General features: G+C 39.2%; 28 protein-coding genes and 1 riboswitch. Of the genes, 1 reads left to right on the top strand and 27 read right to left on the bottom strand.

From position 1 onward, the window contains the following. Nucleotides 1-94: 94 nt before the first annotated feature. Complete coding sequence (locus JL53_RS06590) at nucleotides 95-646, top strand: helix-turn-helix transcriptional regulator (protein WP_038407143.1); 552 nt, start codon at nucleotides 95-97, stop codon at nucleotides 644-646. A gap of 41 nt (nucleotides 647-687) precedes the next feature. Here the strand turns inward: JL53_RS06590 and JL53_RS06585 are convergent, their stop codons facing one another. From JL53_RS06585 to eutJ, 27 genes are all read right to left on the bottom strand, one after another. Beyond that, nucleotides 688-1,131 carry a EutQ-related cupin domain-containing protein gene (locus JL53_RS06585; protein ID WP_003719400.1) on the bottom strand — a complete coding sequence of 148 codons (444 nt, stop codon included), beginning with the start codon at nucleotides 1,129-1,131 and terminating at the stop codon, nucleotides 688-690. Further along, nucleotides 1,124-2,245, bottom strand: coding sequence for an ethanolamine utilization protein EutH (eutH, locus tag JL53_RS06580; protein WP_038407142.1), 1,122 nt, complete (start codon nucleotides 2,243-2,245; stop codon nucleotides 1,124-1,126). Before eutH ends, JL53_RS06585 begins: the two co-directional genes overlap by 8 nt. 15 nt (nucleotides 2,246-2,260) lie before the next feature. Continuing rightward, a complete protein-coding gene (locus JL53_RS06575; RefSeq protein ID WP_038407141.1) occupies nucleotides 2,261-2,806 on the bottom strand; it encodes an ethanolamine utilization microcompartment shell protein in 546 nt (181 codons plus the stop codon). Continuing rightward, nucleotides 2,799-3,068: a EutN/CcmL family microcompartment protein gene (locus JL53_RS06570; protein ID WP_003719397.1), complete on the bottom strand. Its 270-nt coding sequence runs from the start codon at nucleotides 3,066-3,068 to the stop codon at nucleotides 2,799-2,801. Before JL53_RS06570 ends, JL53_RS06575 begins: the two co-directional genes overlap by 8 nt. Nucleotides 3,069-3,082: 14 nt before the next feature. Next, nucleotides 3,083-3,652: a TIGR02536 family ethanolamine utilization protein gene (locus tag JL53_RS06565; protein ID WP_394355636.1), complete on the bottom strand. Its 570-nt coding sequence runs from the start codon at nucleotides 3,650-3,652 to the stop codon at nucleotides 3,083-3,085. A 2-nt stretch (nucleotides 3,653-3,654) separates the two neighbouring features. Next, nucleotides 3,655-4,296: an ethanolamine utilization phosphate acetyltransferase EutD gene (eutD, locus tag JL53_RS06560; protein ID WP_038407139.1), complete on the bottom strand. Its 642-nt coding sequence runs from the start codon at nucleotides 4,294-4,296 to the stop codon at nucleotides 3,655-3,657. A 14-nt stretch (nucleotides 4,297-4,310) separates the two neighbouring features. Next, entirely contained in the window at nucleotides 4,311-5,063 is a 753-nt protein-coding gene (locus tag JL53_RS06555; protein WP_038407138.1) for a cobalamin adenosyltransferase family protein, read from the bottom strand. Nucleotides 5,064-5,225: 162 nt separating this feature from the next. Continuing rightward, the gene (locus JL53_RS06550) at nucleotides 5,226-5,510 is read right to left on the bottom strand and encodes a BMC domain-containing protein (protein ID WP_003719393.1); all 285 of its coding nucleotides are present in this window, start codon (nucleotides 5,508-5,510) and stop codon (nucleotides 5,226-5,228) included. A 31-nt stretch (nucleotides 5,511-5,541) separates the two neighbouring features. Next, nucleotides 5,542-7,002 carry an acetaldehyde dehydrogenase (acetylating) gene (locus tag JL53_RS06545; RefSeq protein ID WP_052010572.1) on the bottom strand — a complete coding sequence of 487 codons (1,461 nt, stop codon included), beginning with the start codon at nucleotides 7,000-7,002 and terminating at the stop codon, nucleotides 5,542-5,544. Further along, nucleotides 7,002-7,493 carry a BMC domain-containing protein gene (locus JL53_RS06540; protein WP_038407137.1) on the bottom strand — a complete coding sequence of 164 codons (492 nt, stop codon included), beginning with the start codon at nucleotides 7,491-7,493 and terminating at the stop codon, nucleotides 7,002-7,004. The genes JL53_RS06545 and JL53_RS06540 overlap by 1 nt, the downstream gene beginning before the upstream one ends. Before the next feature lie 14 nt (nucleotides 7,494-7,507). Beyond that, nucleotides 7,508-8,161 carry an ethanolamine utilization microcompartment protein EutL gene (gene eutL, locus JL53_RS06535; RefSeq protein ID WP_003719389.1) on the bottom strand — a complete coding sequence of 218 codons (654 nt, stop codon included), beginning with the start codon at nucleotides 8,159-8,161 and terminating at the stop codon, nucleotides 7,508-7,510. A gap of 22 nt (nucleotides 8,162-8,183) precedes the next feature. Beyond that, entirely contained in the window at nucleotides 8,184-9,068 is an 885-nt protein-coding gene (eutC, locus tag JL53_RS06530; protein ID WP_003719388.1) for an ethanolamine ammonia-lyase subunit EutC, read from the bottom strand. Nucleotides 9,069-9,087: 19 nt separating this feature from the next. Next, nucleotides 9,088-10,452 (bottom strand): ethanolamine ammonia-lyase subunit EutB, encoded by a 1,365-nt coding sequence (locus JL53_RS06525; protein WP_038407135.1) that lies wholly within the window; start codon nucleotides 10,450-10,452, stop codon nucleotides 9,088-9,090. 40 nt (nucleotides 10,453-10,492) lie between these two features. Further along, entirely contained in the window at nucleotides 10,493-11,914 is a 1,422-nt protein-coding gene (eutA, locus tag JL53_RS06520) for an ethanolamine ammonia-lyase reactivating factor EutA (RefSeq protein WP_038407134.1), read from the bottom strand. 91 nt (nucleotides 11,915-12,005) lie between these two features. Further along, nucleotides 12,006-13,463 (bottom strand): GAF domain-containing sensor histidine kinase, encoded by a 1,458-nt coding sequence (locus JL53_RS06515; protein ID WP_003719384.1) that lies wholly within the window; start codon nucleotides 13,461-13,463, stop codon nucleotides 12,006-12,008. Next, a complete protein-coding gene (locus JL53_RS06510; RefSeq protein WP_077916269.1) occupies nucleotides 13,456-14,037 on the bottom strand; it encodes an ANTAR domain-containing response regulator in 582 nt (193 codons plus the stop codon). Before JL53_RS06510 ends, JL53_RS06515 begins: the two co-directional genes overlap by 8 nt. A 268-nt stretch (nucleotides 14,038-14,305) precedes the next feature. Continuing rightward, nucleotides 14,306-15,445 (bottom strand): 1-propanol dehydrogenase PduQ, encoded by a 1,140-nt coding sequence (locus JL53_RS06505; RefSeq protein ID WP_003747041.1) that lies wholly within the window; start codon nucleotides 15,443-15,445, stop codon nucleotides 14,306-14,308. 383 nt (nucleotides 15,446-15,828) lie between these two features. Beyond that, nucleotides 15,829-15,978, bottom strand: a riboswitch (adenosylcobalamin (AdoCbl) riboswitch). Nucleotides 15,979-16,033: 55 nt separating this feature from the next. After that, nucleotides 16,034-16,909 (bottom strand): GHMP family kinase ATP-binding protein, encoded by an 876-nt coding sequence (locus JL53_RS06500; RefSeq protein WP_038407132.1) that lies wholly within the window; start codon nucleotides 16,907-16,909, stop codon nucleotides 16,034-16,036. Further along, nucleotides 16,899-17,984 carry a threonine-phosphate decarboxylase CobD gene (gene cobD / locus JL53_RS06495; RefSeq protein ID WP_038407131.1) on the bottom strand — a complete coding sequence of 362 codons (1,086 nt, stop codon included), beginning with the start codon at nucleotides 17,982-17,984 and terminating at the stop codon, nucleotides 16,899-16,901. The genes JL53_RS06500 and cobD overlap by 11 nt, the downstream gene beginning before the upstream one ends. A gap of 12 nt (nucleotides 17,985-17,996) precedes the next feature. Continuing rightward, entirely contained in the window at nucleotides 17,997-19,190 is a 1,194-nt protein-coding gene (locus tag JL53_RS06490) for an acetate/propionate family kinase (RefSeq protein WP_003719376.1), read from the bottom strand. Between the two features lie 68 nt (nucleotides 19,191-19,258). Continuing rightward, nucleotides 19,259-19,963: an MIP/aquaporin family protein gene (locus JL53_RS06485; protein WP_038407130.1), complete on the bottom strand. Its 705-nt coding sequence runs from the start codon at nucleotides 19,961-19,963 to the stop codon at nucleotides 19,259-19,261. A gap of 26 nt (nucleotides 19,964-19,989) precedes the next feature. Beyond that, entirely contained in the window at nucleotides 19,990-21,108 is a 1,119-nt protein-coding gene (locus tag JL53_RS06480; RefSeq protein WP_038407129.1) for a 1-propanol dehydrogenase PduQ, read from the bottom strand. A 16-nt stretch (nucleotides 21,109-21,124) separates the two neighbouring features. After that, nucleotides 21,125-22,534, bottom strand: a complete 1,410-nt coding sequence (locus JL53_RS06475) for an aldehyde dehydrogenase family protein (protein WP_038407128.1) — start codon at nucleotides 22,532-22,534, stop codon at nucleotides 21,125-21,127. Nucleotides 22,535-22,540: 6 nt separating this feature from the next. Further along, a complete protein-coding gene (locus JL53_RS06470) occupies nucleotides 22,541-23,536 on the bottom strand; it encodes a cob(I)yrinic acid a,c-diamide adenosyltransferase (RefSeq protein WP_038407127.1) in 996 nt (331 codons plus the stop codon). 14 nt (nucleotides 23,537-23,550) lie between these two features. Beyond that, nucleotides 23,551-23,814: a EutN/CcmL family microcompartment protein gene (locus tag JL53_RS06465; RefSeq protein ID WP_038407126.1), complete on the bottom strand. Its 264-nt coding sequence runs from the start codon at nucleotides 23,812-23,814 to the stop codon at nucleotides 23,551-23,553. Nucleotides 23,815-23,818: 4 nt separating this feature from the next. Then, nucleotides 23,819-24,298, bottom strand: coding sequence for a PduM family microcompartment protein (pduM, locus tag JL53_RS06460; protein WP_003719368.1), 480 nt, complete (start codon nucleotides 24,296-24,298; stop codon nucleotides 23,819-23,821). Next, nucleotides 24,295-25,131 (bottom strand): ethanolamine utilization protein EutJ, encoded by an 837-nt coding sequence (gene eutJ, locus JL53_RS06455; RefSeq protein ID WP_038407125.1) that lies wholly within the window; start codon nucleotides 25,129-25,131, stop codon nucleotides 24,295-24,297. The genes pduM and eutJ overlap by 4 nt, the downstream gene beginning before the upstream one ends. Between the last annotated feature and the right edge of the window lie 13 nt (nucleotides 25,132-25,144).

The raw sequence follows: 25,144 nt of genomic DNA, 5'->3' as shown, positions 1-25,144 counted from the left end.
AATTTATTGTTCTATTTAAAATACAGGATAAAACGTTATTTTAAGCTATTTTATGGTATAATTGCGGTAGAAATAAATGGAGGAGTGAGGCATTTTGGAGAAAGAAAAGATTATAAATATTCAACCCGTTATGTTGAACCAAGTAGAAAACCAATTTACAGAGCAAATTCAAGCCGATTTTAACCAAAAAAATCCTGATCACTCCGCCCTGCTCCATTCACTTGAAACGGTGGAAGTGCTGGATGTTTTGAGTGATTATTACATGGCCCATGAAAAACAAAAAGAACCAAAAAAAGAAGTCGCGTCTTCAAATAAAGTCGGCGGAGAGCATAAAGAAATCAAGCAAGCAATTCGCTTCATTAAAAAAAATATCCACCGTTCTATCACATTAGAAGAAGTCGCAAATTATGTGTATCTAAGCCCGTTTTATTTGAGTAAATTATTTAAAAATGAACTAAACATAAATTTTATCAACTATGTAAACGAACAAAAAATGCTTTACGCGAAAGACCAGCTAGAAAAAAGCGACTGGGCTGTACATACAATCGCAAAAAACTTAGGCTTTTCTAGAGCAAGTTACTTTTGTAAAGTTTTCAAAAAAACCTTTGATATGACTCCAAAAGAATATCGTGATTCTTTAAAATAAAAAATGATTCCAACGAAAGTCGCTGGAATCATTTTTTATTATTACGACTGCCAATCAGCCGGATACGTAACATAAACAAATCTTGCTTCTCCAGTTACTGAAAATTTGATTTTACTTCCTTTTGGAATAAAAATAATTTCTCCTGGACCTGCGGAAATCGTTCTGCCATCAATGACAACATCTAGTCGTCCTTCAATGATATAGTCTACTTCATCATAGTCTAAGAACCAATCAAATGTAGTGTCTTTCATTTCCATTAAACCGAAACCTAGTCGTTTGCTTTCTTCTAAAGTGACTAAATCTTTTGTATAAACAACATCACCAGGTTTTCCCGTGTCTAGTCGGTCTTCTTCCGCGACTTTTACTTCTGGAAGTTTAATGGATAAGATTCCACTGACGTCAACTTGTTTAGTTTTATTCCCCATCTTTTCTAAGACAACTTGTTTGACTAATTGTTCTAGTAAATCTCTTGAAATATCAGCCATTATTTTTCACCGCCGTTTGTTCTTTTGCTTTATTCTTCTTCAACATTCGGTTAGCCATATAAATAGCTACTCCAACTGCTGTAACCCCGCCAACTAATTTTCCGACAATCATTGGGAAAATCATATCTTTGGCGACACCAGCTGTAAATCCTAAGTGATCTCCAAGGACAAAGGCTGCCGATACTGCGAACGCCACGTTAATAATCTTACCGCGTTCGTCCATATCTTTTAACATTTGGAACATGGGAATACTGTTTGCAAGTGTAGCAACCATACCAGCTGCAGCAACTTCATTCATGCCTAATAGTTGACCCATTTTCATAAGTGGCTTGTTGAAGACTTTTGTAATAACGAACACCAAACAGAAGGCTCCGGCAAGTACAAGAGCGATACCACCAACGATTTCGATCCCTTCACTTACTGGTGCAATTCCCGGAATGATTGTTAAACCAGTTAATTGTTGAATTGCCCCAGCAACTAGCCCGATCGTAGCGACGATAACGACACCTTTTCCGAAAACAGTAAAGCCTTTAATCATTGCTTCAGGTTTAAACCAAAGACCAATCATAATTAAAACAGCTACGAGTATAATTGGTACTAAGTTTTTGAAAATCATAACTGGAGAGAATCCTGCAACAAGTCCACCGATTAAACAACCGATTGGAATTGTAATAATACCAGAAAGTACTCCAGTTGCTAAATATTTATGATCTTCTTTTTTTATAATTCCTAGAGCTACTGGAATCGTGAAAACAATGGTTGGTCCCATCATCGAACCTAAAATTGCCCCAGCAAAAAGTCCAGCATCCGGAGTTTGTGCAAGTTCTTGAGCTAGCGCGAAGCCACCCATATCATTTGCTAAAAGTGTTGTTGCAAACATCGCTGGATCTGCTCCTAGCGCGGTGTAAATTGGTACAACAATCGGGCTTAAAATTTTTGCTAAAACTGGTGCAAGCGTTATAATACCAACCATCGCAAGGGTTAACGACCCCATCGCCATAATTCCTTCTTCAAACTGTGCCCCTAGGCCAAATTTATTACCAATAATTTTGTCGATGGCGCCAAGAATCATAAAGATTACCATTAAATAAATAATAATTTCATTAATGCTCAAAAGTGTTCCTCCATTCTATAGATAGCGTTTTAAAAGTTCATCAGGAGAAGGAATGATCGTATGATGTATCACCTTTTTTTGTTCCGCAGTATCTATTAAGATCTGCATCCCTTCTTTGATAGCACTAACTTCCCCTGTAAAAACAGCCACAAATTTCCCACCAATCGAGGCACCGAGCGTCATCCGCTTTAAATGAATGGCTGATTTTTTCAACGCTTCATTCACGGCATTTAACCCTGCGCCTAATTGACTGATTTCGATAATTCCAACTGCATCAATGTCCACTTTAGTGTGTTTATTTTGTAAAAAATGGAGCAATTCTTCATGTACTAAATGAATTATGTAAGAAGAAACGTGGAATTTCCCTGCTTCTTCTTTTGCATCTTGCATCGCACTAGTAAGTTCACCGGAAGCACCTTGCAAAATAATTAGAAATTTACCTGGACAAGTAGGACGAAAAGTAAACAAAGTCACATTGCCAGCTTTTAAGAAATTATCAGCCATTTCGTAACCTTTGCTTATACTTCTGAGTTCAAGAATACCTAAGGACTTTTCAGCCATCACGTTCTACCGAGTCGATAATACCAACGATACATGCATCTACAGGAATCGTATTATCTCCGGTTGATGCTCGTGCCGCGCTACCAGTTGTAACGAGAACAATATCGCCACTACCAGCTCCGGCGTTATCAGCTGCCACTATGGAATGTCTTACTTCTTCCACTTCATCGGTACAAATTTCTACTAGTAGTAGTTTCAAACCATTTAGTTTCTCATCTTTTCTCGTTGCCCATAAACTTCCGGTAACTTTTCCAATTTGCATGCGGCTCTTCCTTCCTAACTTTCTTTAATGCTAATTCGTTTTTCCTGTAAATAATCTTTTGCAAGTGGTGTTAAAAAACTTCCTTTTGGTAAAATAAATGCTGACTTGTTTTTTGTTCGTTTTTCCACATCTTGCGCAGTAATTACTTTGGTTGTTTTCGCTACGCTAGCTGAATTCGTGATAAATTCTACCCCAAAGCGAGTTAATTTATCTTCGTATTCTTGTAGTAATTGCCTGATACCATATTTAGTCGTCCGTCTGTATTCATGAGCTTTGACCCCATCTTTTAAAATTGCTACAGGAACACCTTGTAAAAGTTGATCAGTGATAAATTGTTCTTTTTTGTTCATTGGTGCAAGCAAACTAATGCGAGCCATTTCAGCGATTTCGATAGATTCCAACAACAGAAAATCACAAGCGCGTTCAGATCGATCGTAAAGCGAAACTTGGTAATCAGCTTTATAACACTGTCTGAGAGTGTGATCTACGTCCTCTCCCATGATAATCATTTTTTTGGTCGGTAATAATTGGAGTCGCTTCATGACTTCTTCCGTAACGGATTTTATGAGTGATTCTGTATCCATATTCATTTGACCGGGGTTTTCTTAATGATTTGACCTCGAATTCCCTTTTTAAATCCGCACGCATTGGCTTCATCATAATCAATATGCATATATGTAGCGAAATCAGGGCTAATTCGAACAACTACATCATCAAAAATGAGTGGTCTTTCGCCGTTAATTTTCACTTGAACAATTTCACTTTGTGTTACTTGATGTTTTTCAGCATCTTGTGGTGTCATATGGATATGGCGCTTGGCAACAATTAATCCTTCTGTTAGTTGGACACTGTTTTTAGGGGCTAAAAGTAAAATACCTGGTGTGTTACTAATATCTCCACTTTCGCGAACAGGTGCTTTTATTCCTAGCGCAGTTCCATCAGTAGAGCTAATTTCCACTTGGGTTTTCTTGCGGATTGGTCCAAGGATAACGACATTATGAATGACGCTTTTTGGTCCAACGATACTAATTCTTTCTTTACAAACATATTGACCTGGTTGAGAAAGATCACGGAAATGGGTCAGTTCATACCCAGTTCCGAAAAGTTCATCCACCGTTTCACGATCTAAATGCACGTGACGACCGGATGCTTCTACTTCAACGCCTGTTTCAAGTAGCGCGCGACGAGTAACTTCTTCAATAAGGCTTGTGATTAATTCATTATTCATGGTAAGCCTCCTTACTATTTGTATTCACCAGTTCTTACGCGAAACATAAGTATCCAAAACAAGCTGGATAACCGATTGAGCGCTTGCATAATATCTGGCCTTTTTACCGAATAATCCGCTTCCTTAAATGCTGTAAACGCAGCGAGTTCGGTTTCACGGACCATCGTTCTTAATTTGTTTAAATGAATCACTACACTTCCCATCGTATAATCGGGCATAAAGTGGGTCATTTGATAATATTTTTTAGGATTATGACTACGTTCCCGCAGTTCTTTTTCATCCATTCCTAGCATTTGGACTGTTTCGATTTGCTCGTTCAATACTTCTGATCGAACGATATTTCTTACAAAGTTGAGGATTTCTTGTAAATCTTCTGCGAGGCCCTTATATTCACTAGCAACCGAACACTGAATTTCCAGTATTTCTGCTTCAAGTGAATCAAGTTTTCCGCGGAAGGCAATTTGTGGATGGTCTTTAAATACCAGCAAGCTACCGCGAAGATGGGTCATATGCTCTGGCTTTTCGTCTAAAGAACCACCATAAATCGTTTGGAATTTTGCACGCGATGTTTCTTTTTTAACTGGCTCTACTACAACTTTTGTTTCTTTTATTTCATCGATAAAATGAAGCTCGATTTTCTTTTCAGATAAAAAACTTTTAGCTGAAGGAGTAATAATCGTTCCTTTTTGTATATCTAGCTTTTTTTTCGTCCTTAAATCGGTGTGTAAATAGGCTTTTCGTAATTCATCTTCTGTCAAAATAGCCAAAGAACCACATCCTTTTATCCCATTTACAATTGGTGTTAGTAATGTTGGGAAGCTTAGTCTTACAAAATCTGGCAAAAAGCGAAAGTACTAACATACGCATTTGATGGAACGCCCTGCTAGTTACTACCGCTTTTTCCTGATTTGTGTTAAAAATTCGTTTTATTATTCAGCACTTTTTGGTAGAATTGCGTCTACTTCGCTGTGTGGACGTGGGATTACGTGTACAGATAGTAATTCTCCAACACGTTCTGCTGCTGCTGCGCCTGCATCTGTTGCTGCTTTTACTGCGCCAACATCGCCGCGAACCATTACTGTTACTAGACCGCCACCAACTTGTTCTTTACCCATAAGTGTTACGTTCGCTGCTTTCACCATTGCGTCTGCTGCTTCTACTGCTCCTACTAAACCTTTTGTTTCGATCATACCTAATGCGTTTGCGTTTGCCATTTTAAAATTCCTCCAATTAGTGTTTTATTTTTTATTTTAATTCTGCTAATACTTTTTCGACTAAACTTTGGATGAGTGCGTCTGCATCAGCCGGAAGTTCAGATGTTGCTTGGTTTTCTTCTTTACGAATGTCTTCTAATTCTCTAACTCCTGTTGCGATACGGCGAATGTTGAATAGATTTTCTGGTCCGATATTGTCAGACGACGAACTTCCACCAACTGCTCCACAACCGAGTGTTAAAGCAGGTACTAAGTTAGTTGTTGCGCCAATTCCGCCAAGTGCTCCTGGTGTATTTACAAGTAGACGGGAAACTGGTTTTTTCAGTGCGAATTCGCGAATAATCGCTTTATCTTCGGAGTGAATAATTAATGTATGTCCAGCTCCTTCATGATAAAGAATATCCATGCTAAGTTCACAAGCATCTTGCCAAGTTTCGGCTGTGTAGAATGCTAAAATTGGGGCCAATTTTTCTCTTGAATAAGGGATTTTTGCGCCAACTTTTGTTTCTTCAGCAATAAGTACTCGTGCATCAGCTGGAACGGTTAGGCCAGCTAAGTTAGCGATATGTTGTACGCTTTTACCTACGATTGCTGGGTTCATTGAGCCATTTGGACGTAAAATGAATTTACCTAACTGAATCGCTTCTGCATCGGATAAGAAGTGTGCACCTTGTTTTCTAAATTCAGCTATCACAGCTTCTTTATTCACACGTTCCACAACGACTGATTGCTCTGATGCACAAATTGTTCCGTTGTCGAATGTTTTTGAATCAAGAATATGTTTGACTGCTTGAGGTATGTTAGCACTACGTTCGATAAATGCTGGGCCGTTTCCTGGACCTACGCCAATTGCCGGAGTTCCAGAAGAATAAGCGGCTTTTACCATCGCAGAACCACCTGTTGCAAGGATAACTGCTGTATCTTTATGTTTCATTAATTGATCTGTTCCTTGAATTGTTGGAACAGTCATGCAGCTAATCGCACCTTTTGGACAGCCAGCTTTTTCAGCTGCTTCACTAATAATTTTTACTGTCTCAAGGATTGCTTTAAGCGCATTTGGATGTGGAGAAAACACAATACTATTTCCGGCTTTAATCGAAATAAGTGTTTTGTAAATGACAGTCGAAGTAGGGTTTGTTGACGGGATTAATCCAGCAACTACGCCTAGTGGAACTGCAACCTCCATTACTTGTTTTTCATTATCTTCTTTCAACATACCAATGGTTTTCATATCTTTGATGTAATTGTAGACGTGTTTTGAGGCAAAGACGTTTTTAATTACTTTGTCTTGCCAAATTCCGAAGCCAGTTTCTTCATGAGCCATTTTTGCGAGTTTTTCGCGGGCATCGTAACCAGCATCAGCTATTGCCTTTACAATGGTGTCGATTTGTTGTTGGCTCATTGCAGCAAGTTCTTTTTGTGCTGTGTTAGCTGATGCAATGAGGTTACGAACTTCTTGGATAGAGCGCAAATCTTTATCTTCTAGTGCCACTAGTTTTCACTCCTTCCATAAATATCTTTTAGTGCGTGAACAAGTTTTTCTTTGTTCGCATATTTAATCTTGCTTTTTGGGATAGGCACATTAGCTAATGTGTAAGCAAGTTTCCTTAAATCAATGACTTTCATTTCGCGAAGTTTTTGTTCGGTTGAATCTGTGATTGTTGTTACTTCTCTGATTTCTTGGATAACTTCTTCTTCTTTTTCTTGCTCTGTAGGGACAAAGAGTGATTTAGTTTCCTCACTCATTCTTGCAATCACGTGACTAGAAACGAGGCAACCTAAGCTTTCTGTTGCTGCTTTTCCTGCTTCAATAGCTGCGTTTACCGCACCAACATCGCCAGTTAATTCAACGGTTGTTAGTCCACCTTTAATGACTTCACACTGAATTAGTTCGACATTGGCTGCTTTTAAACAAGTATCTGCGGCAACTACAGCACCTAGAAAACCTGTAACTTCAATTAAACCAAGTGCTTCATTTGGCATTTTTCAGCACCGCCTTAATATTGAAGTGGATTTTCAGCCACGTTTTCTACTGCCATTTTAAATGCGTCACAAGCAGCTTTACATGCAGATTGGCTACCAGTTAATAATGCACCACCGAAGTTTGTTTCGGACGGCGGACCATAAAAAGTACCAATCGTTACATCAGCGGCTTTAAGTGCTGCATCTAGTGCGTACATTGCTTCTAGTGGGGGTGCGATTAAGTATGCAATCGCTTCACCTTCTGCAACATTTGCTTCTTTGGAAAGGAACGTACCAGTTCTTGAAACACAGTGAGCAAAATAAGGAACACTGTCATCTTCGTTGGCACTGATGAAACTAGCACCATTTTCGATGAAATCTACAGCTACAGAAAGGCCACTTTTTACTTCAGCTGGGCTTGGTCCGGCAATAATCCCGATTACTTCACCAGCTAATTTAGTGGATGCATTCAAAGCACCAGCGTACATGCTTTTCGCGTAAACAACATCTACTTCTGCTGCTTTTGTTGCTTCGTCAAGGGCTGTATAAGTTACATCATCACAATCAGATGTAATAATACCAAGACTTCTTTGATGCGGTTTTAAGTCAAGTTGTTTGAATAAACCATTGTCTACATTAGATACCACTTTGACACTTAAAACGGATGCAGGTAATTTATCATTTTTCATGAAGTTTCCTCCTCTAATTAGTTTATTTTAAATCAATTCCAGAACATTTTTTCTCTAGCATATTGTGGATTAGTTCCGCAATATATGCTCCGGCTTCAACTGGTGGTGTTCCGCCGCTATGTATATTGGAAATAACCGTACGACGAGCTTCTGGCATGCCGATTGTTGGTTTGTAAGCAATATACGCACTCATAGATTCTGCAGTTACAAGTCCGGGACGTTCCCCGACAAGTAAGCAAACTACGTCAGCGCCAGTAATTTCGCCAATTTGGTCCATAGATGGTACACGACAATGTTTAACAAAAATAATGTTTCCAAAGTCTAAATTGTACATTTTCAATCCTTGTTTAATGGATGGTAAAATGTCTTTGATGTTTGCTTCGATAGCCGCTGAGCTAAGTCCATCACCGACAACGATTTGTAATTTAGCGTTTTTCGTTGTGTTGGCGCGAATAACTTCGACCATTTCATCGGAGAATTCACGACCTAAGTCTGGACGAGTTAAGTATTCATCTTTATCTTGGCATTTCGTATTAACTGGGATGAAATTCATTTCTTTAATTAAATCCTCGGAAACATAAGAGAAAACGGAATCTTGCGCAACCGCATGATCGGCGCGGAAACGAAGGATTGTTTCTGTTTTGTAACGTGGGCCTGCACGCCATAAACCAAGTCTAGCAGGAGTCATTTGTTTCATTTTCAAATAGCCTTCGCGGTCAGCTGGTTCTGGGACAAGTAATTGTTTTTTAATGTCTACTTCGGTAATATCTGGAATGCTTCCTTCTGTTACAACTGTTTCAGTAACTGCTTTTGTAGGCATAGCTGAATCTGTTTCAGTCGCTTTTTCGCCACCAGACATTTCAGTTAAAATGCCTTCAATCATTTGTTTTAATTCTTGTTCGTTCATCGCTTTGTTCCTCCCTTCCTTATTTTAGGAAAATAGATGCATCTCCAGCACGGCTAGTTAATTTACCATTTTCGCTGAAGCCCATTTTTTCCATCCAAGCATCGAATTCTTTAATTGGTTTTAAGCCAAACATTTCGCGTAATGTAGCTGTTTCATGGTAACCAGTTGTTTGGTAATTAAGCATAACGTCATCACCATGTGGAATTCCCATAATAAAGTTACATCCAGCTGCTGTTAGTAATACAGATAAGTTTTCTACGTCATTTTGGTCCGCTTTCATATGGTTGGTGTAACAAACGTCACAGCCCATCGAAATACCAGTTAATTTACCCATAAAGTGATCTTCAAGACCAGCACGGATAACTTGTTTTGAGTCATATAAATACTCTGGTCCGATAAATCCAACTACAGTATTAACTAGGAATGGATCAAATTTCTTCGCAAAACCGTAACAACGAGCTTCCATCGTTACTTGGTCTACGCCAAAATGCGCGTCTGAGGAAAGTTCAGAACCTTGACCTGTTTCAAAATACATCACGTTTGGTCCAGTTGCAGCTCCACTTTGAAGGGCTAATTGTCTAGCTTCTTCAATGGTTGCTCCATCAAATCCAAAAGCAGTATTTCCTTTTTCAGAACCAGCAATTGATTGGAACACTAGGCCTGTTGGAGCGCCGCGTCGCATTGCTTCCATTTGTGTTTTCACATGGGCAAGGACACAAGTTTGTGTTGGTACATCCCATTTGCTACGGAATTCTTCAAATTTATTTAGTAGACGAACAACGCTATCAGTAGAATCATCTACTGGGTTAAGTCCGATTACTGCATCCCCAATACCATATGTTAATCCTTCCATTAATGAAGCAAGGATACCATCTGGATCATCAGTTGGGTGATTTGGTTGTAGTCTGGCAGAGAATGTTCCTGGAAGACCGATTGTTGTGTTTGCATGAGCGATTACGCGGATTTTTTTTGCGCCATAAATTAAATCTAGGTTGGACATTAATTTAGTTACTGCGGCAATTATTTCTGATGTAAGCCCGCGTGCAACACGTTTAATGTCTGCATCTGTTGTTTTATGGTCTAAAATCCATTCCCGTAATTCTTCCACTGTCCAGTTTTTGATGGAATCATGAATACGGTCATTTACTTGGTCTTGAATAATACGAGTTACCTCATCCGTTTCGTATGGGACAACAGGATTATTACGTAATTCACCAAGCGTCATTTTAGAAAGCACTACTTTGGCAGCTACACGTTCTTCTGCAGATTCAGCAGCAACTCCGGCTAAGCGATCGCCTGATTTTTCTTCGTTTGCTTTTGCCAACACATCAGTGATGGATTTAAACTGGTATGTATGGCCGAATAAATTCGTTTTTAAAATCATTCGATAAATCCTCCTCTCAAAATTAAAGCAGTTTTATGGATCAGTTAAAGACTAAGGTTTTTACTACTACTGGTAGCACTTTCCCGTCAGCAACTGGTTTTCCTATATCAATATAATCACCATTGTCGACTTTGACACTATCTAGGCAAATTAGTGGATAATCCGCTGGTAAGTGTCCGAAAATACTTTGTCCAAGCGCTTTTGCCATGTCGTGCCAAGTAATGATAATTAGCGGATGACCGAGTGCAATTGGTTCTCGCATTCCGTCACATATCGCTTTTGCGTACGCTGTTACTGTTTGGAAACTAGGACTATTCTCGCCTTCAATCGCGAGTGCAATCCGTTCCATTTCATTATCTATTTTGAACCAGTTAAGTTTTTCCTGGATGATTTCTGCCATATTCTCTTTTTCTTCTTGTTTGGCAAGTTTCAAAATCGGAATGTTTTTCACTGGGAAAATTTTCTCGGTGTAAGTGATTGTACTTCCGCTAATTTCAGCTGTATGTGAACCGGCTCCGACCACAGTTGCTCGTATGGTTTCGACAGATTCGATATACTTTTTTTCAGTCATCAAGCTAGATTCAGCTATTTTCTTTCCAAGTAAGAGGCCAATATCCCCGTATCTAAATGGGTCATTTAAAGCACCCGTCGCGATACAATCTGCCACCCCACCCGAAAACGAAATACAATCAATTTCATTGGCGCGTTTTAATCCTTTATTGGTGATGATGGTCGCGTAGTAATCATTCGGCTCACCAAGTCCAACACTATTTTTTAAAAGTTCCACCATTTCGTCTAAAATTGGCGCTAATTTTTCTGGGGAAGTGATGTCACCAAGTGCAATCGGATAATGACGTTTTTCAATTAAAACTTGAATTTTTGGTGCGATATAAGTAATTTTTTTGGTTTCACGATCAACTTTGATTAACCGACCACCAATATCCAAACACGCCGTATCAATGAGTTCACCGCGGTCAAATAGGGATAAGTTTGTCGTCCCGCCGCCAATGTCCAAGTTCACAACAGCCGTATTATTTTCTTTGGAATAGGTATGTGCTCCTGCTCCTTTTCCGGCGATGATACTTTCTAAATCTGGGCCAGCAGTTGCAACGACAAAATCTCCTGCAAAACCACTCATTGCATCGAGAACGTTACTGGCATTATCTTTTCGAGCTGTTTCCCCTGTGATAATAACCGCGCCCATGCCAATTTCTTCTTTTTTAATACCAGCGTTTGCATACTCTTTCGTAACAAAATCACGAATTGCTTCTACATCAATTAAGTTGTCCGCAAGTATCGGGGTAAAAAGTATTTCACTTCTGAAAATAATCCGTTTATCCGAAATAACAATCCGTGGCACGGTAAAGCTTGATGCCATATTTTGAATTTCTAATTCCGATAAAATCAGCTGTGTCGTTGATGTCCCAAGGTCGATTCCTACACTTAAAATCGTTTCCGCCAATCCTCTCACTCCTTTCTTTCCAAAAAGAAAAAGCTTAAAGACAAATAACAGTATCGTTACTTGGCTTTAAGCTTCATCGCTTTTTTCATAGCTACTTCTTTGTAGCATGGATAGAATTGTATTTAAAATCAAACATTGTTTTGGTTCCATGTTCATTGGATTCAATTGTTACTTTGCCGCGAAGTTTATCTTTAATATAGCTTTTTACAATCGAAAGTCCGAGGCTCTTCTCAGATACTTTACGAACGTTGAAGCCATGTCCGTTGTCGGTTACTTCGGCATGAATAATATTTTTTTCTTCTTTTATTTGAAGTAAAATTTCGCCTGATTCATTTGGATGAAATGCGTGGTCATAAGAATTTTGTAGTAATTCATTCATGACTAGAGCAAGTGCGACGGTTCGGTCACTATCCAAATAAATTCGTTTATCAATATCCATCCGGACCGCTATTTTTGGGCAATCGGTACAACATCTTTCCACGTTGTAAGCAACTGTCTCAATCACCATGTAAAGGTTAATACCGTCTTCCATTTGCTTCGAGAGTAGTTCGTGTGTTGCAGCAATGGCTAAAATCCGGCTGACACTTTCATTTAGAATTTTTTGCGCTTCCACACTAGTAGATCTACGCCCCTGAATTCGGAGCAGCGATACGACTGATTGAAGGTTATTCTTTACACGGTGGTGAATTTCACGAATCGCGACTGACTTCGATACGATTTCCGCTTCTTTTACTTTAATATCGGTAACATCATGCAAGATAAGAATAAATCTGCACTCCTGCGCGTCATCTTCTTTGACAAAAATTTGCTTCATAATGAAATAATTATTTGCAATGACGACCTCTTTTTTTAACTGAATTGGTTGCTTGCCAGTTTCGATTTGATACATAATCGCATCAAACATCATTTGATCAAGCGACAAATTATCATAATGCATGCCATGGATATTTTCCATATAACCAAGTCGTTCGTAGTATTGGTCGGCTGCATAATTTTTCTGTTGCAAAATACCATTTCGGTCAAAAATTAAAATCGCATCGTCTAACTGATCGGTTATCGAATCCGTTAATTTACTCATTGCGGAAAGCGTAGTGGATACATCTCGATAAGCCATATCTTCATTACCAATTTCAAAATGAGCCTTAATTTCTGCGCTAATGTCGTTTTCCAAAATCAAAACAGCGATAACGCGTTGCTTGTTGCGAATTGGATAAACTTTTTGGCGAATCAACACATTTTCTTGTGTTTTCGCGAGTAAATCGTTGGAGTTCATTCCTGTTTCAAGCGTTCTGAGTACACCTGGCTCATTACTACGCAAGGCGGTTTCTCCGACGACGTTATTTTTATAAAGTGATTTGGTTGTTTTTGGTGGTGTGTGGTGGATAACGAGCGCTTCACTAGTTAACTTGTTGTAGACATCAATAAAAACATCGACATCTTGATACATGGAAGACTTACTAAGTGACTCCGCTGTATGCATTAATTCATCAATATCATATTCAGCTAAATCCGTATAACGTAAACACATTTCTCTGATTGTTTTAGTCATCACTCATCACAATCGTTTCTGCGATTTCCATCATTGGACATCGTTTATCCATGCTTAAGTTTCGAATCATGTTGTATGCTTCTTCTTCTGTGATATTATTCTCAATCATAAGCACACCTTTAGCTTTTTCAATCACTTTTCGTTCTTCTAGCTTTTTGGTTAATTTTTCTAATTGCAGTTCTAATTTTCTTGTTTCGCGTCCTTTGGCAATACTCATTTCAACTGTTGGAATCAAACTTTTTTCATCGAGCGGTTTTACTAAATAACCAAGTGCTCCAAAGCCTTTTGCTTTTTCGGTGTTTTTAGGATCACTAAACGCAGTAAGTAAAATTATTCCACCGGCTAAACCTTCTGAAATAATTCGTTTTCCTGCTTTCAAACCGTCTAAGAGTGGCATTTGAATGTCCATGATAACAAGATCTGGTTGATGGCTTTTACAAAGTTCGATTGCTTCAAAACCATCTGTTGCTTCCCCTACAACATTGTAGTTCGCTTCTTCCAGTATGTCCCGGATATCCATTCTTGTAATAGGTTCATCATCGGCTATTACAATTCTTCCATTCATTCCTGTCACGTCCTCTTCTTCTGCTATTAGTTGATATGTACATAAATACGTACCACTATTTAGAAGCATTTACTTGAGCGAAAGAGTCAAAGAGCTAGAGAAAAAATCTCCAAGAAAATAGAAAGAGCCCCTTAAAAATATTGTGTAATATTTTTGAGGGAGCCCCGTTGCTCTGCTATATTTATTATCCACACGTCTTTGTGCTCGGTTCTATTATAAGGTAGCATGAAAACGATGTCAATAGGTTATTTATTTCACAACCATAATTAACTTAAATTTAAGCGAGCATTTTTTCCAAAATGGCACTTACATCTGTTTCTGTAGGTGTTCTTGGGTTCGTTGCAGTACATCCATCGTTTAGCGCACCTTCTGCAATTTGTGTAATATTTTCATTTAGGTCTGCTCGGCTAATACCACATTCAGTCAAAGTCGTTGGCATATTAAGTTTCTTTTGGAGTTGTTTAATTGCATTTATTAGACTGCGCACGCCAAGTCTTGTGTTTGATGCTGGCATTTTAAGTAACTTCGCAATCGCTGTGTAACGTTCTGCTGCACGGTTATCTGGATTGTTACCAAAATCACTTGTAAGTCCAGCATTATAGCTAATAACATGAGGTAAAAGTAATGTGTTCATCCGACCGTGCGGGATTTTGAATTTAGCTCCTGCCGTATGTGCGATACCATGGTTTAACCCAAGTGATGTAATATTAAAGGCCATCCCAGCAAGACAAGAAGCATTATGCATTTTTTCGCGAGCTTCTAAATCATTTCCATCTTTATAGGCACGTTCTAAATAAGTGAAAACCAACTGAATTACTTTTTCGGCCATTGCATCAGAGTAGTCATTGGCTTTAGTTGAAACATAAGCTTCTAAAGCATGCGTTAGTACATCCATCCCAGTGTCTGCTGTGATTGCTGGTGGTACCGATTTCACTAAATCCGCATCTAAAATCGCTTCATCTGGCAAAATAGCATCAGTAATAAGTGGATATTTAATGGCTTTTTCTTTGTTGGTAATTACGGAAAAACTAGTTACTTCTGAACCAGTTCCACTTGTTGTTGGAATTACGATAAATGGCATCGCACGCACCGTACCAAGTTTTTGTCCGAAAAATTTCATTGCTTTCGCCGCATCAATAGCTGATCCGCCACCAATCGCAATCATTAAATTCGCATCACACTGGTTTAAAACTTCGATTCCAGCAACGACGTTTTCAATCGGTGGGTCAGGAATAATTTCACTAAAAATCGTGTATGTATTCGATTTGTCAATTTTTTCTGTAATCGCGTTAATCATGCCAGAACTAACCATAAATGGATCTGTGACGATAAAAATTTGCTTGTCCTTAAAATCTAGTAAACGATCTGTTGCTCCTTGGCCAATATAAAGATCTGTTTTAAAACTAACTTTTTGCATGAGATTACCTCCTAATTTTTTAAAACTAAAAAAAGAAGCTTTGAGTAGAGGGTTCTCCTCTTCCAACTCAAAGCTTCTTTGCTAAGTAAACAGTACGCCTTTGTACCGTAAAATATTTTATTTGTCCACTTTATTAAAAACCAAACGAGTGGAAATGTCAAATCTTTTTTTGTTAATAGGCAATGTAGATACGTTCCTTGTATCCCTCTTTTCAGCATTGAAAAGACCATTGCCCACTATAACTTTAGCGGTGCACATCTTTGTGCGTATGGTGCTTGATAAACGATTAATTCGGTCACTTCTCGGCACCAAAACCTTTACAGTGGGCTTATTTGTTTTAAAAACAAATAAAAAAGCCCCAGTGAGACAACTACACTGGAACCAAGAATTGTACTTGCTTTGCCTCGAAGCAGTACAACCAGTTAAAACAAGCAGATAAAAGACCTGACTTAGAGTGTCTAACTCCTTACAGTGGCGGGACCGTGCTGGATTTTCACCAGACTTCCAGTATCTATTTGTTTGTATGAGCGAATTCGTTTATCAACGTTATTATAGCATAAATCCGGCGCGGTGCAAGACAAATTTGGCTTATGAAATAATTTGAACTCCACCAGTTGTCCATTCCCGGAAATAATATCTACTGTAAAAAGTCGTGACATAGCGCCGTTCTAACTCAAATAATATTTCTAGCGGATCGGTTTTTTGTTGCTCATATAATAAACCAACAACGGTCCCACTATGCGACACATTTAAACCCGGCAAATCCAACTTTTCAATCACTTCTAACATTTCTTTAAAAAAAGGTTTCGGTAAAATGGCTTGATTACTTTCGGCGCTAATCGTTGCAGAAGCTCCGAGTAAATCTACCTTTTGTTGGCGGATTGCTTGTTCAAAAAGCGCAAATCCCCGAGCTAAATTCGCTTCATTTTGCAAAAGTTGGTTTTGGTGACTTTCTTGTCTAAATAGCGCTGTTTCTAGAATAGTAAGTGGTTCTAAAACAACTACCCCTAGTTTTGGTAGCCATTCTGTTGAGCGAATCGTCGCCCCTTTTAGATGGTCAAAAAGCGTTAATGTTTGAAAAATAGTGCTATCAGTTGGTTCTAGTTGCAAACAAAGCTTGGCAATTTCCGTTTCTGTTATTGTTTGTTGTAACCAACTTGCTGTGGCACCTATTGTTGCTGCAATATCAGCGGTAGAACTAGCCATCCCTTTCGCTACTGGAATAGTTGATTTAACTTGGAGCGACACGGGTGGACGTTCGTTTTCTGGCACACCAAAGTACTCGCAAGTTTGTTGAAAAGCGAGCCAGGCTTTCGTGTTACCAGTTTTGTTTGCGATTAGTTTATCAGACAGAGTAACTTCAGAAAACCAGTTAATTGGATACGAAATCAATTTTTCGCTCCCCTCTATCCATCCTTGCAAAAGCTCCCCACAAGAAGCCGGACATTTCGCTTTAATTTCCACTAAAAATCACCTCAAGTGCCTTTAAAAGTTGTTCATTATCCGCGCGACTTTTGACAGCGACACGGTAGTAACTCTCAGAAAGCCCTTGATAATTAGCGCAACTGCGAATGAAGATTTTTTGCTGTAATAAGGCTTTTCGTAAATCTAATTTTTCTTCTAAATGGAAAAAAATATAATTCACGCTTGGCTCATAAACAGTAAGTTCCGGAAACTGCTGTAGGCCTTGATACAAAAAAGCACGTTCCCGAGAAAGCCAGCGATACGTTTGTTGGATGTATGATTCATCGTCAAATAAGCATTGGCCAGCAATATCAGCAAAAGCATTAATTGACCACGGTTCGCGAATTTGTAGTAAGTGTTCCGCAATAAAATGATTCTTTGTAAGTAAATAGCCAAGTCGTAAACCAGGGATAGCAAAAAACTTCGTAAAAGCGCGAATGATTACAAGCTGCTTGTAATCAGCCAAATAATTTATCATTGAAATTTCTTCGCTTGCTTCTAAAAAGTCCATAAAAGCTTCGTCAATAATTAAATAGATGTTTCTTTTTTCACATAAATCGGCAATTTCCCGCATCTCTTGTTGGCTAATTAATTGCCCAGTAGGATTATTCGGATTGCATAAACAGACCGCAGCTAATTCTGGTTCGTGTTTAATCGTTTCTAACACTTTTTCAAAAGCGGCAAAGTTATTTTCTTTTGTGAGTTCTGCGTAAATTATATCGGCATCACAAAAAGCACGTTCATATTCCGCAAAAGTAGGCGCAAGTAAAAGAACTTTTTGCGCCTTCGTTACTTTCGCAATTCCGAAAATCAGTTCTGTCGCTCCGTTTCCAGGAATTACATTGCTGATTTCAAGCTGATGAAACGACGCAATACGCGCACGTAGGGCCAAATAATCCGGCTCAGGATACTCCACAAGTTTGTCCAGATTTTCTGTTATCTTCGTTTTTAAACTAGCTGGAACTCCCAGCGGATTAATATTTGCGCTAAAATCAAGCACCATTTCTTTCGTCAGTCCTTGCTTTTTCGCAAGTTCGCCGTAGTTGCCGCCGTGCGCAGCCGTCGTTATTTTCACCCAAAACCGCTCCTATCTTGTCGGTTGTTTTGCGTATTTTTCTACATCTCGAGCAATCATTAGTTCCTCGTTCGTAGGAATAATGCAAACTTTTACCGCTTGATCATTTTCGCTAATTATCATATCACCCGCATTATTTTTTGTCACATCACATGTTACCCCAAGATAGCTTAACTGTTCTGTCACCATTTTACGAATTAGTGGCGAATTTTCTCCAACACCTGCCGTAAATAATAACGCATCACAGCCATTCATCGCCGAAGCGTAAGCGCCAATGTAATTACAAATTTGGCCAGTAAACATTCTTAAAGTTAATTGTGCGCGTGTATTTCCTTCCTCTGCAGCGACTTCAATATCTCTAAAGTCACTAGAAATTCCGGACACGCCAAGAACACCAGATTCACTAGACATCATCTGAACAACTTCATCCAAGCTGTAGCCTAGTTCGTCCACTAAATACGGGATAATGGTCGCGTCAATTGTACCAGAACGTGTTCCCATCATCAAGCCTGCATTTGGCGTGAAGCCCATTGATGTGTTCACTGATTTTCCGTCTTCAATTGCACAGACACTAGCCCCATTACCTAAATGACAAGAAATGATTTTTAATTTTTCTAAAGGTTTTCCAAGAACTTCTGCGGCCTTTCCAGCCACATACTGGTGACTTGTTCCGTGAAAACCGTATTTTCGAATATGATGTTTTTCATAAAGTTCATAAGGAAGTGCATATAAGAAATTTTCTTCAGGAATGGTTTGATGAAAAGCGGTATCAAAAACTGCCACGGAAATAGCTTCTGGCAGTAATTCACGGAAGGTTTTAATCCCAATAATGTTAGCTGGATTGTGTAACGGAGCAAGACTTGTTACAGCTTCAATTCCTTGTACTACTTCATCTGTTACCACACATGACTTCACAAAATCTTCTCCGCCGTGTGCCACACGATGACCCACGCCAGCAATTTCTGAAAGATTATTAATTACTTGATGTGCCTTTAGCTGTTCTAATAACGTTTCTACTGCTTCACCGTGATTATTTATTTTACAAACTTCTTTAATTTTTTCATTTTGAAAGGACATGTTGAATATGGCACCTGGTAATCCAATTCTTTCAATTAAGCCCTTCACTAAGACTTCTTCTCCTGGCATTTCGAAAATCTGGAATTTCAGTGAAGAACTCCCTGCGTTTATCGCCATCATTTTTTGCATATTAATCCGTCCTTTCTAATCTTTAAAGGAGTAAACAACGAATTAGTCGTTTACTCCAAGTTATTTTTTTATAGTAAAATGTTATAAAGTCCAACGGCAAGTATACCACCAATAATTGGTCCTACAATTGGAATCCAGGCATAGCGCCAGTCAGATCCGCTTTTGTTTGGAACTGGTAGTAAGAAATAGGCAAGTCTTGGTCCGAAATCACGAGCTGGGTTAATTGCATAACCTGTAGTTGGTCCGAAACTCATTCCGATTGCTACTACTAAAAAGCCAAGAATCAGTGGGTTTAAACCATCTGTGAAACTATTTGCACCAATCATCAGTAGACCGAAAATAAAAGCAAAAGTAGCGATTATTTCACTAATTAAGTTGAATGGTGTATTACGAATTGCTGGTCCAGTAGAGAAAATACCATGTGTATCAATTTCTTGTGGAGTTGCTTTGAAGTGCGGATAGTAATGTAAAATAACGATCGATGCTCCGACAAATGCACCGGCAACTTGTGCGATGATATAAGGAACAACATCAGTCCAAGGGAACGTTCCACCTACTGCCAGTGCGATTGTTACCGCCGGATTTAAGTGAGCACCACTATAAGCTCCAGCGACATAAATCCCAATCATTACCGCAAAACCCCAACCAAATGTTACAACAACCCAGTTCGCTCCTTGCGATAAAGATTTATTTAAGTTTAGTCCTGCTAAAAGCCCGTTCCCGAACATAATCAAAACCATCGTACCAATAAATTCCGCCAAATATGCTGACATAGTTTATCCTCCTTTTTAATGTATCTCTAAATTATTTGTTCTAAAATTTCTTTTAGTTCTTGATGTGTTGGTGTTGTGGGACTCGTTGGCAAACAAGCATCTTTAAGAGCATTCGTCGCTATCTCATCCATTTTGGCATGCACTTTTTCTTTAGCCACACCTGCAGCTGTTAATGTTTGCGGCATTTGCATATGTTCCATCATGAAAGTGATCCTCCCGCGTAACAATCTAACCGCAGTTTCATTAGAATCAGATCTAGAAGCAATACCACAAATCCGCGCCATTTCTGCATATTTTTGCTCGGTTTCTGGGTTTTTAAATGCATTAAAACGAATTACGGCATCGAGTAAAATCGCATTTGCTAAACCGTGCGGCACGTGAAATTGAGCGCCTAGTTGGTGCGCGATGCTATGATTTAAACCGAGATTAGCACAGTTAAATGCCATTCCAGCCATGGTCGAAGCATTATGCATTTTTTCTCGATTATGAAGATTTCGCCCATCATCATAACAGCTCGTTAAGTAGCGCAATGTTAACTGAACACTTTTTTCACCTAGCGCATCTGTATAATCATTGGCATCTTTTGAGACATAGGCTTCAATTGCATGTGTTAATACATCCATTCCTGTATTTGCAGTGATAACAGGTGGCACGGTGACAACAAGTTGCGCGTCAAGAATTGCCATATCTGGAATCAACTCATCAAGGAATAACGGGTATTTGATTTTCGTTGTTGGGTCAGTAATAACGGTTGCAGCTGTTACTTCTGAACCAGTTCCACTAGTTGTTGGGACAGCGATAAATGTATCAATATTAATTTTTTCCAATCGTTTAGCAAAATAATAAATTCCTTTTGCTGTGTCAATCGCTGAACCACCACCAAAAGCAATCATTACTTGTGGCTGAATTTTGCCAGCTTCACTAACGCCACTCGCCACTTTGGAAATTGGTGGATCTGGAACAACATCCGTAAAAATATGCACATTGTTCGAAGCATCTAGCTTACCAACCAAGCTTTGTAAACCCTCGCCGTCAGCTAAAAACCGATCACAAATTACCCAAACATTTTTATTTTTAATTTCTGTTAATGCTTGTAAACTATTTGTACCAAAAGCAACTTTTGTCTTGATTTGAAAGCTATTCATTTACGTGTGCCTCCTCTTAACGAATCGAAAAACCATCTGTTAAAACACAACGACGGCGTCTAGCAAAGTGTCGCGCTGTAGTAGTTCCTTCACCTGTTGGGGTAGCGATAGTGAAAGTCGCACTGCCTTCTCCTCCAAAGCCAAGTCCAGCAAACGATGGTCCATTTTTCACAAAAATAGATGTTTGCATATCTCGTGCTGCTTTGTTCAGTCTAGAGATATTTTGGGAATGCATTGTTGCCGTATGATGCAAGCCTTGTTCTAACTCAAGCGCCACTTCAAGTGCTTGATCAAAATCAGCTACTCGTACCACTGGAACAATCGGCATTAAAAGTTCTACCGTTGCAAATGGATGTGATTTATCTGTTTCAACAATAATTAATCGAGGAGTGAAATCACATGCTATCCCTGCTTCTTTTAAAATTTCCGAAGCGCTTTTACCAACTAACTTCTTGTTTGTAACGCCTTTTTCGGTAACTGCCACTTTTTCCAACTTGCGAATATCGTTTGGATTCGTAACGTGTAAAGCCCCATTTTTTTCCATTTGAAATAATAGAAAATCAGTGATGCTATCCACTGCTACTACGCTTTTTTCTGCGATACATAAAATATTATGATCAAAAGATGCGCCCGCAACGATATCAGCTGCTGCTTTTTCGATATTCGCTGTTTCGTCTACAATAGAAGGTGGATTTCCCGCGCCTGCTCCGATTACTTTCTTACCGGATTGCATCGCTTGAAGAACAACACCAGGACCTCCAGTGATAACTAGTAACGGTACTTTTGGATGGTTCATCATTTCTTGTGCTGCTTGAATAGATGGTTTTTCTACTGTAACGACTAGGTTATCAATCCCGCAGCTTTCACGAACAATCGTATTTAGTTTTTCAATCAACCAAAGCGAAATATTTTTTGCACCTGGATGTGGGCTGTAAAAAACTGCATTTCCAGCTGCAAGCATTCCAATTGTGTTGCAAATTAATGTTTCGGTTGGATTCGTACTTGGAGCAACAGCACCAATAACACCATAAGGAGAAAGTTCATAAAGCGTCATACCATTATCGCCTGTAGCTACTTCTGTATAGAGATCTTCTACTCCTGGTGTTTTTTCAATTGCTAACGTATTTTTCAAAATTTTATCGGCTAGGTTACCCATACCTGTTTCAGCAACTGCACGTGTCGCAATATTTTCGATTTCCGGATAAAGTGCTTCGCGAATTGCTTTTACTACATTTCTACGGTCTTCTAGCGACTTTTCTTTGTAGCTATTTTGCGCAATTACTGCTGCTTGAACTGCCTCATCCACTGTGTCAAAAATGCCACTTTTCGCACCTTGGCTTGGTTTTTTTGGTGTTTCTTTGTTTTGTCCTGCTAATTTTTCTAAGAGAACTTTTTTCACCAGTTGTTCGAGTTCTAATGATTCCATACTGAATTACCCCTTCTCTATCATTGATAATGCTTTTTTTGCAATGCGGATATCTTGCTCTACTGATCCACCACTAATGCCAATTCCACCAATTATTGTTCCGTCTTTTGCGTACAGCGGAACCCCTCCACCGAAAGTAACGATATCACCATTCGTTAAAGTTTCTAATTGGTAAAGTGCGGCACCAGGTTGGACTGCTTCTGTTAAATTTTCTGTGCTTGTTTTCATTGCTACTGCTGAGTAGGCTTTTTTCGTTGCAAGTTCTGCACTGACGAGGAGAGCATGCTCCATCCGGTAGTTAAACCTAGTATTCCCGTGCGCATCAACCACCGCAAGTGTAACCGGAACGCCTTCTTCTTCAGAAACGATACAAACTTTACGCATTAAATTTTCACAAAAGGAGAAAGATAGATTTGCCGTAATCGGCTTTTTTTCTTCGGTTATTTCTAAGTACCTGGCAACAATTAATTTGGTTGCTTTATCAAGCATTTGTCTGAAATCTTCTTCTCTAGCAACGATATACAAGCAATCAGATAATCGATTCACAAATTGAAGTAGCTCTTTTCTAACCGGAGTTTGTTCAGCAAAACGAACTAATAATCGTTCCGCGCGTCTGGCGATTGTGCGCGCACTATGGAGAAATGCTCCTGCTGTACTAGAACCTGGCAAAACAAAGCTATCTACTTTTGGTAGTTTTGCAGTGTAAGTATCAATTACTTGTTCTAAATCACTTATATCATTTTGTGTGATGATGATTTTACTAGCAAGGGCTGCTTCATTTTCTGTCGCAAGCTCTGCGCAAACATAAAACAATTGCCGTTCGATATTTCGAAGTAACGTTTTATTTTCGGCAGAAGTCACAAATTTTTCAGCAACACTAATTTCTGCATTTAGTTCATCAAAAGAGCCATATGTCTCTACGCGATCGTCATATTTTTTCACACGACTACCATCAAATAGCGCAGTGGTTCCTTTATCACCAGTTTTTGTATAAATACTCACGAGTTATTCACTCCTTACTTATCAAAACTATCGACAATTGCAATAATCGCCGAATCAATTGCACTATTTGGTTCCATAAAAACACTTCTAGCAGCATTTCCACGAGCAACGAGAACGTATTCGCCAATTCCCGCGCCAACTGAGTCACATGCTACTTCTTCTGAGCGAACATTTTCTCCGTTTGCATCAACGGGTTGTACAATCATTAATTTTTTACCTACAAGCGAGTCCTCTTTTTTCGTGGAAACTACACTTCCGGTAATTTTTGCCATAAACATTACGTCACTGCCTTTCCCGCACTGCAATATTATTTTTGATTAAAAATTCATTTGCAAGCGGTGTAACAAGCTGTTTTTTATTTTTGCAAAGTGTACTTCCGCTTGGAATTATTGCGCTATCGCTGTAACAAATTACGCGCCTTGTTGAATGAACGAGTTGTTCTCCGTTAATACTATAAATTGGTAACGATATTTGGGTTAACATTTGGTAGTCAAGCCAAGGTTCTCCGCTATCAAAAAGTTCCAGTTCCAAAGTAACATCGTATTCCGCTGCTTTTTCTATCCAGCAAGTTAAATATCCGGGGCGGTTTCCACTAAGCAATCGTTCTAGGAAATGCTGATTGACTTGTGTTAACCGAACTGTCCCGCTTTCGATAAAAAGAGCAACTGGATCTCGCGGCATTTTGGAAATGGGTATCGAAGTTCGGTTTGCTTCACGGGCCATTAAGCGCGCAACGATTATTTTCACTAATTTTTCTATCATATTCCGCTCCCTGAACTCATTGCAATACCAAGCGGCGTAACATATTGCGGATAATTTGGTTGGAAAACAGGCATTTTCAAATAGGCTTCAAATGTACCTTTGAACTGACTATAAGCAGAAGCACCGCCAACAATAAAAAGTGGTTCCGAGGGCGATTTTTCGAGATGAACTCGCGTGATTTCCGCCATTTTTTCAACTACCGGACGCATCACCGAAAAATGTTCACTAGAATCTTTTTTGATTCGTTTTTTTTGTTCTGCTTCTTCTACGGAGACGCCATAATATCCTGCAAGAACAAGGGTCATATGCGTTCCTCCAGTTGGTTCATCTGCGGTATAAATCACTTTTCCATCTTGAAAAACACTAATTCCGGTTGTACCACCACCGACATCTACTACAGCGCCATCTTTCAAATCTAGTACGGCAGCAGCAGCAGTTGGTTCATCAATCGTATAAAGAGCTTCCATTCCAGCACTTTCGATAACATTGGCAACTACTTTTTTATTGTTACCTACCGTTCCAGGTGGAATAGCTCCAGAAGCATGTGTAAGTGTTATCCCAAGACACTGCTCTGCCCTTTCTTTCAGTCGGGTTACTACCTCTACTGATTCCCGGTAATTAACAACAAGCCCATCCCTTACAGCATCAGCAAATTCAAAAGCACCAAATAGCGGTACATTTTCTTCGTCTAATACAACAAAAACGATCGAGGAAGTTCCTAAATCGACGCCAACTTTCACGTTTGTTCCCTCAGCAACTGGTTGGATAATATCTTTATTCATTAATGCTGCGAGCTCTTCCATCCGTTCATTTGCTCCTTGTAAAACATCCATTTTCACACCTCCT

The sequence above is a fragment of the Listeria ivanovii subsp. londoniensis genome (assembly GCF_000763495.1).
Lineage (GTDB): Bacteria > Bacillota > Bacilli > Lactobacillales > Listeriaceae > Listeria > Listeria londoniensis.
Note: the sequence above shows the minus strand (reverse complement) of the source record. Positions and strands in the feature narration are given on the sequence as shown.